This window comes from Scytonema sp. UIC 10036 (assembly GCF_009725235.1).
This window is the reverse complement of record NZ_WJFC01000172.1, coordinates 22,722-29,391: the sequence shown is the minus strand read 5'-3', so window position 1 is coordinate 29,391 and position 6,670 is coordinate 22,722. Positions and strand designations below refer to the sequence as shown.

Sequence of the window (6,670 nt, the reverse complement as noted above, 5' to 3'; positions counted from 1 at the left end):
AAATCCAAAATCCAAAATCCAAAATCCAAAATCCAAAATCCAAAATCCAAAATCCAAAATCCAAAATCCAAAATCCACGCATCCCCTACCCCCATGACAAAAGTCATGAATCCATAGTTACTTTTTTCCCAAACTATTTGGGAGTTTTGCTTCATGCGATCTATATAGATACCCGCATAAGATATGCATATGGCATTTAAGTATTAATAATGTCTCATGCTCCGTCTCCCCAGTCCCAGCAAAATGGGGGCTTGGGAGTTTCTTAATTTTATTGTTACATTACAGGATAATTGTTACGGGATGACGGAAGTGAAGGAAGCATCAGGATTAAACAGCAATACGCAACCCTGGAAGGAAACTGATTCTGTCAAGGGGCGCATAAAAATCAGGGTACCAAAATGGGCAGTGGCATTGCTGGTTTTAGGGCTTCTTGGGGGAGTCGGTTATTTTGGGGTACAACAATTCATGATGACACAGCGTCAGGAATTTCGCCGCCGCATCCAAACAGCACCCGCTGAACGGACAAATCTTCCTGTGACGATCGCAGCCAACGGTACTGTCAAGCCAGAACGTTCGATTAATGTCAGCCCGAAGAACTCAGGCGTTCTCAAACAACTCCTGGTTAAGGAAGGCGATCGCATCAAGCAAGGACAACTTCTAGCATACATGGACGACTCCAACCTGCGAGGGCAACTGACCCAAGCCAAAGGAGAACTCGCAAATGCCCAGGCAAATTTGCGGTTGGTACTAGCCGGTAACCGGAGTGAAGATGTTGCCAAAGCCAGGGCTGATGTGGTAAGAAACGAAGCCCAACTTCTGCAAGCGAAATCTCGCCTGGACTTGGCATCCTCTCGCGTGAGGCGGTTGCAGGGTCCCGTGTCAGAAGGAGCTGTTGCTCGTGACTCGTTAGATGAAGCTTTAACTGAAGAGCGTAATGCCAGAGATAATATAGAACAGGTCAGAGCCAGTTTAGCTGTAGCAAAAGAAGAACTTGCCAAGCAAAGAAATGGTTCTCGCCCAGAGGAAATTGACCAAGCACGCGCTCAAGTCTTAGCTGCACAAGGGCGTTTGCAGACAACACAAGAACAAATCAACGATACCATTATTCGCGCTCCCTTCACTGGAGTCGTCACGCGCAAATACGCTGACCCCGGTGCTTTCGTTGCCCCTACCACCGCAGGAAGCGATGTATCTTCTGCTACTTCATCTTCTATTCTAGCACTCGCATCGCAAAATCAGGTAACGGCAAAAGTTGCTGAAACTAATATTTCTCAAATCAAATTAGGACAATCGGTCACCATTAAAGCAGATGCTTATCCAGACAAAACTTTTACAGGAAAGGTCATTCAAGTTGCAGCCCAGTCCACAGTAGAGCAAAACGTTACAAATTTTGAAGTCAAATCCTCCCTTAGCGATCCGCAAAACCTACTAAAGTCGGGAATGAACGTGAATATAGATTTTAACGTGGGGCAATTAGAAAACGCCTTAGTCATTCCCACAGTTGCCATTGTAAGGCAAGACAATTCCAGTGGAGTTATGGTGTTCTCTGAATCTAAAGAAGGAAACAGAAAAAGACCGCAATTCCGACCAATTTCAACTGGAGTCACAGTGGGCAATAAAACTGTAGTTCGTTCTGGCTTGAGGGAGGGAGAACAAGTGTTGTTGAGTTTTCCACCGGGAGCGCGTCCCCAGCAGGGAATGAATCCCAGGATGTCGCCCTTTGGGGGTGGTGGCGGGCTACCAAGGCGCATGCGTTAGGAGTGTTTTTTTTATGGCAAAGTCTATTCGATTAACTAAAATTTCTTTATTTGAAATTCTATCAATGGCAGTGGAAGCCCTTTGGAGCAATCGCCTCCGCACGGGATTGACAATGCTGGGAGTGATTATTGGGATTACTTCAGTGATTGCCGTGACTTCTGTAGGGCAGGGTATACAAAAAGCCACCGAGTTGCAGATTCAAGCGCTTGGTTCTAATGTCATGTTAGTGTTGGCGGGATTTGCTCGCACAGGGGGGATCAGTCAGGGTGTTGGGACTTCATCAACTCTCACTTGGGAGGATGCACGGGCAATTGAAGAGCAAGTGACGGCGGCGCAATCTGTCACGGCTTATCTACAGCGTGGAGTTCAGGTGGTCTATGAGGGACAGAATATTTCTACCACAGTTCTGGGTACCGATCTCAATTACCCTGAAGTGAGAAATGTTAACCCTCAAGAAGGGCAGTACTTTACTCAAGAAGACTTGGATAGTGCCAAACCAGTGGTTGTTCTGGGCAGCAAAGTGCGAGACGATCTGTTTGGCGTTGGGGGATCGGCTATCGGGGCTAATATTCGCATTCAAAACGGACGTTACACAGTGATTGGGGTGATGGAGGAGAAGGGGGCATCAGGAACTCAAAACCAAGATGACCAAATGTACATCCCGCTTACGAATATGTCTGCCAGAATTGTTGGTAACAATGCTCTCAACGGTACAGCTATTAATGGTGTATGGATCAAAACTCAAAATGAGGCACAATTGGATGCAGCTCAGTTTCAGGTGACAAACTTGCTCCGCATTCGGCACAATATATATCCGCCTCAAGCAGATGACTTTCGCATCATCAATCAAGTTGATATCATCAACACTTTCACCAGTGTTGTGGGGCTGTTTACCGTTTTGGTAGGAGCAATAGCTGGTATTTCTTTGGTTGTTGGGGGCATTGGTATTGCTAATATCATGTTAGTTTCAGTTGTGGAAAGAACCAGAGAAATTGGTATTCGCAAGGCAGTAGGAGCAACCAAAAGCGCTATTCTGAGTCAGTTCTTGACTGAAGCAGTGGCAGTGGCTATTGTGGGTGGAGCAATTGGTATTGGTTTTGGCATTTGCTTGACCTTTGTAGCTGCTAATGTGTTTAAATTTCCGTTTATTGTGTCCTTCGGGGCAATTATTGCTGGCTTTTGTGTCTCGTTTATGACTGGATTGATAGCAGGAGTTATTCCAGCCCGTAACGCTGCTCGACTCGATCCCATCAATGCTTTGCGTAGTGATTGAGGATAGAGACAAGGGAGACACGGGAGACAAGGGAGACACGGTAGACAAGGGAGAGTGATGAAGATGACAGCGATGATTTGGATGGAAGGTATCACTAAAACTTACCGTTTGGGTGAGACTGAAGTGCCAATCCTTAAAGGCATTAACTTGACAATTGAGGAAGGCGAATATGTGGCTATTATGGGGATGTCTGGTTCCGGTAAGTCTACCCTCATGAATATTATGGGTTGTTTGGATCGCTCGACAAGCGGTCATTATGTTTTGGAGGGGCAAAATTTAACGACTTTAAATGATGATGAGTTAGCTTTCATCCGCAACCAGCGCATTGGTTTTGTGTTTCAGCAGTTTAATCTTTTGCCTCGCGCTACTGCAGTGGAAAACGTAATGCTACCGATGGTGTATGCAGGGGTTCCCAAACATCAACGGCAGAAGAGAGCGATCGCGGCTCTAACAAGAGTCGGGTTAGCAGAACGATTGAACAACCGCCCCAATCAGCTTTCTGGGGGACAACAGCAAAGAGTTGCGATCGCTCGTGCTTTAGTGAATCGTCCGGCGTTGGTGCTTGCCGACGAACCAACAGGTGCTTTGGATAGTCAAACTTCCCAAGAAGTGATGGATTTACTGAGTGAATTAAATCATCAAGGTATCACAATCGTTATTGTAACTCATGAAGCTGATGTCGCTGCCAGAACTAATCGGGTGATTCACGTTAAGGATGGATTAATTGTTTCTCCTGTAACTGTGGGGTAGAAAATTCTGTAAAATATGTACTTTCTTTTGTATCTATCTTTAGGGGAATGCTCTCTGAAAAACTGGTATGGTATTTTTGAATTTCTGCAAGCAAACTGCTAGTAGAACTCTGAGTGCCGCTTTATGACAAACTATAAAGCTCCTATTACAAAACTTAATTTAGCCTTGTACGCGAAAAAGTTAATTTTGCCTCTCAAGTTGGGCATTCTCAATAATATCGGAAGAGCCATTGATTGTGTTAGGGCTGCTTCTACCTTTCTATGGAGATAAATCAATATGAAAAGTGATTTTCTTTATCCTCAAAATGCTTATCATGGTGTTACAACTCCAGAAAACCTCAAGTTTGATGCGATGTTGCAATACTTTACACAACGGGTTAATTATATTGTTAGTTTAGAAACTAATGGGAAACTTCCAACTGTTGAGGCTTTTGAAAAAATTCAATCTTTGTGGGAACAAGTGGATAATCTGAAAAAGGAGTTAGGGATTGGAACGTCTCGTTCTAGTGGCGAGGAAAAGTAAAATTATTAGAGATCGATCTCATGCTATGTAAGGGAATAAAAACCGCAGATGCACGTAGACTCAAATAATTTGACTCTCGTTGTAATCATTTGAATCATAGTTATAGAGGATACCAAGTTGCTAATATTGGGACTTTTCTAATCGATCGCAATATTGAGAGACAAGCACTTATTCTTGGAGCTGGCAATGTGTTCGTTCTGCGATCGCACTAGCTAAATTTTGAAAGTCTTTATAAATGCTTTTTGCTGCTTGCATGAATGTACCGAGAGCACCATCAGCAGGTTTTAGATGAAACATTGGTTTTTGAGCGTCTTTTGCAATATCTATTAGGCTGGCGTAATATTTTAACCAACCCAAACAATTAGAATCGTCTCCAATAGAAATATTATAAATTTCTGGATTATTTAAAACGGCTTTTTGATAGATTTCTGGAATTTCAGTTAGTAAATTTTGGTAATTTCGGACAGGGCGATCGAATCTCACGGGATGTTGTCGGATAATATAACCTGCCAGTTCCATTTTTGCTAGATGAATCTCTAGATCTAAATTATTTTGTATTTCTTGCCATTGCGATCGCCAATTCTGTAATGTAGTTCCAAGATGAGTTAAGGCTCTAGTGGCAAAGAAATCTAAGGTTAGTGGAATAATAATATAATCGGCTGCAATTAATGCTGCGCGATTAATGGCTCCGAAATTAGAAGCTAGATCTATTAGAATTATATTAGCTTCATGAGCTATGGCTGCTTCTTGCAAAATTTTCTGAAAGACAGATATGAATTGAAAAGCAAGTTTTTGTCGTTGATTATCTTTTACATCATATATTCCAGTTATCCAAGATTCTGTCAGATTGCTCTCTATTTGAAAAAGTTCTATGTTACCTGTTAAAAGGGCTAGGCGATCTTCAACGATTTCTAAACAGGGTTCAGATATATTTCCTAATCTCAGCATTGGAGCTACACTAGCAAAAATAGTATTTTGTTGCTGCCAAAGTTCTTCAAGGCGCTCCTCTCCCAAAAACATCATAGATAAATCGGCTTGAGGATCTAAATCGGCAGCAAGAACTCGATAACCCAGTTCCCTGTACATCCATGCTAAATGATAAACTAAGGTTGTTTTGCCAACGTCGCTTCTGTTATTAAAAAAAGCAATAGTTGTAGTTTTCATAATTTTTTTCTAACTGTCGCTATTACATAGGCATCATCTATAAAAAACTCTGGTGGTGGGTTGCCATTTTTTTGTAACTGTTGGCGTGCAAGTAGAATTCCTATACCAAAACGCTGAACGTAACCAAGATTTTTCATGGCTTCAGCAAGATGAGGGTTTCTATAATCTGTTATACCTGGTTGTCCAAAGTTTTGCCTATTGACTTGCCCAAAAGGACTACCAGGATTTTGAATTTCAATGCGATCGTTAAACCAAGAAATTCTTACTGGTGCATTTGTCCCTTCATAGGTACGGTGCAGAACGGCATTTCTTGCTAGTTGTTGTAGAGCTACTATTGGGTAATCTGGTTGACGAACTTCAATAGGACTAGCAGTGATGTCTGTCACCACGGAAATATGAGATTGAAGAGTTTCATCTAATATTTCAAGTAAATTAGGAAGCGCACTACTAATTTCTTTTTGGTCTTTAATTGGATCGGTGAACTCAGTACCGTCAATCCGAAGAAATTGAATATAAGCACAAGAGACTAATTGCCTTGGATTATTACCTACCACTAATAAACCCAGAATCGTTGGTTTAGGTAGTGGTTCCACTGTAGCAAATCTTAATGCCGTTAATTGTTGTTCGACGGAACGTTGATTTTCTTCCAGAATTTCAGTGGCTAGAGATGCAGTCAAATAAACTCGATAGAACAAGTCTAGATTTAGATCGTTTAAACTAGCAGATGCAAGAGGTTGAAGATCGAAAGGTAAATCCTTCGATCGCCTTTTCTCTGCTAAACGACGCTCTTCTTCTGCTGTAGCAGTTGCTCTACGGGGACCAACTCTCACCCAAACACGTCCATTAAAGCGTACAGGTGGTGCGTCTGATGGTTCCACAATAACAACAGCTAGTTCGCATCCACCAATAGTTCGTTTTTGAACAATCATTGTGGGAAAAGGTAAAATGTTACCATCCGATCGCATTCCTGAAAGCGTTAGTAACAGCTTATCATCGATTGTCAGGTTGGCACAGTTACCATCATCCTTGACACCAATAAATAAGACTCCTGGTTTTTGATGGTTTGGCAAGTCATTGGCAAATGCACAAACTGCTTCGCAAAGCTTACCTTTATCAGAAATCGAAGCCTTACGTTCCACCCGATCTGATTCCAAATCTTTTAGAAGAACTTCCAATTCCTCATCATTCATTTATGTATAGCTT

The 6,670-nt window shown here is 42.3% G+C and carries 6 protein-coding genes; 4 read left to right on the top strand and 2 right to left on the bottom strand.

What is annotated here, in order from left to right:
* Positions 1–216: 216 nt before the first annotated feature.
* From F7734_RS46535 to F7734_RS46520, 4 genes are all read left to right on the top strand, one after another.
* Positions 217–1,758 (top strand): efflux RND transporter periplasmic adaptor subunit, encoded by a 1,542-nt coding sequence (locus tag F7734_RS46535; protein ID WP_243147444.1) that lies wholly within the window; start codon positions 217–219, stop codon positions 1,756–1,758.
* A gap of 13 nt (positions 1,759–1,771) precedes the next feature.
* Complete coding sequence (locus F7734_RS46530) at positions 1,772–3,031, top strand: ABC transporter permease (RefSeq protein WP_155751115.1); 1,260 nt, start codon at positions 1,772–1,774, stop codon at positions 3,029–3,031.
* A gap of 63 nt (positions 3,032–3,094) precedes the next feature.
* A complete protein-coding gene (locus tag F7734_RS46525) occupies positions 3,095–3,781 on the top strand; it encodes an ABC transporter ATP-binding protein (RefSeq protein ID WP_279239834.1) in 687 nt (228 codons plus the stop codon).
* 276 nt (positions 3,782–4,057) lie between these two features.
* Entirely contained in the window at positions 4,058–4,303 is a 246-nt protein-coding gene (locus tag F7734_RS46520; RefSeq protein WP_155751114.1) for a hypothetical protein, read from the top strand.
* Positions 4,304–4,471: 168 nt separating this feature from the next.
* On the opposite strand, the gene F7734_RS46515 is transcribed toward F7734_RS46520, so the two are convergent.
* A complete protein-coding gene (locus tag F7734_RS46515; protein ID WP_155751113.1) occupies positions 4,472–5,467 on the bottom strand; it encodes an AAA family ATPase in 996 nt (331 codons plus the stop codon).
* Positions 5,464–6,657 carry an ATP-binding protein gene (locus F7734_RS46510; RefSeq protein WP_155751112.1) on the bottom strand — a complete coding sequence of 398 codons (1,194 nt, stop codon included), beginning with the start codon at positions 6,655–6,657 and terminating at the stop codon, positions 5,464–5,466. Before F7734_RS46510 ends, F7734_RS46515 begins: the two co-directional genes overlap by 4 nt.
* Positions 6,658–6,670 lie beyond the last annotated feature (13 nt).